The 1,247-nt window shown below is 70.3% G+C and carries 1 protein-coding gene; it reads left to right on the top strand.

The genetic code is table 11. The annotated features are described in order from the left end of the window. The coding region (locus tag FLV34_RS39285; protein WP_187280876.1) for a helix-turn-helix transcriptional regulator at positions 1 to 399 on the top strand (399 nt) is incomplete at its 5' end. Between the last annotated feature and the right edge of the window lie 848 nt (positions 400 to 1,247).

The raw sequence follows: 1,247 nt of genomic DNA, 5'->3' as shown, positions 1-1,247 counted from the left end.
GATCGCGCGCGGGCCGGCGCGGCACTGGAACAGGCACGCGCCGACGGCCTGCCGTTCGAGGAGGCGCGGGCCCGGCTGGTCCTCGGCGTGCTCGGCGACACGGCACAACTCTCCCGCGCGCACGCGATCTTCACCCGTCTCGGCGCGGCGCCCTGGGAGGCGCTGTCCGAACGCCGCCTGCGGGAGGTCGGGATGGTCCCCGAACCGGCGGGCCGCCTCACGCCCGGCGAGCGCCGCGTCATCGAACTGGTCGCCGACGGGCTGAGCAACCCCCAGATCGCGGAGGAGCTGCACTACAGCCGCAAGACCGTGGAGGTCTATCTCACCCGCGTCTACGCCAAGACCGGCCTGCGGTCACGCGTCGAACTCGCCCTGGCCGTCGAACGCGGCGAGCTGTGACCTAACCCCGCATAGCTACTGACGCGCCCGCGTATCCAGCCCCGCACTGACCGCGGATATCGCGACGTCGACACCGCGCCGGAAAGGGTGCTCGCGGGCCTTGAGCCGGTCACTCACCGCCCCGAAAGACACCTGCGGGGCGTTCGCGGGCCTTGGGTCATCCGGTCACCACGCCGGAAGACACCCGCGGGGTGCTCGCGGGTCCTGGGCGGGTCACCGCGCCGGAAGACACCTGCGGGTGTTCGCGGGCCTTGGGCCGTCCGGTCACCACGCCGGAATAACCTCCAGTCTTCACCGAGCCCGCGCCGGAATGAACCTCCGATCATCGCGAAGCCCACGCCGCTCCAGCCACGCGAGTTCCTCGCAGCTCGGAATCTCCGCGGGGCTCAGCCTGGGCACAGCGCTTCCGGCCGTCGCGGTTCCCCCTGGACCGGGAGCAACCCCTCCAGCCCTCACGGAGCTCGTGCCGACGCAACGCGTCCGGCCGTCGCAGTGCCTTCGTGCCGGGACCAACCTCTCCCGCCCCCCCACAGAGCTCGCATTGCCGGCGGCCCTTCCGGCCTACCCCTCACCCAAACCGCGCACCTGGACCGTACGCCCCTGGCGACAGCCCGGAAGCCTCTGCGAGCCGTCTCTGGACGGGACGTTGCATCGAGGACTGCCTCGCATCGCCGGGCTGGGGCTCCATATTTGCCCAGGTCAGGGTTTGATTCGATGGTGTGTTCGAGGTAGGCTTGAGGCAGCCGTTACAGGTGAGCCTAGCTGGCGGGCCGTTGGCCATACGCCGTGTGTTGAGCCGAGTCTGTTGAAGGAAGTCCCGGTCCGGGCGGTCGGGAAACCGTTGTTTG

The organism is Microbispora sp. CSR-4, from assembly GCF_008033685.1.
Classification (GTDB): domain Bacteria; phylum Actinomycetota; class Actinomycetes; order Streptosporangiales; family Streptosporangiaceae; genus Microbispora.
Note: the sequence above shows the minus strand (reverse complement) of the source record. Positions and strands in the feature narration are given on the sequence as shown.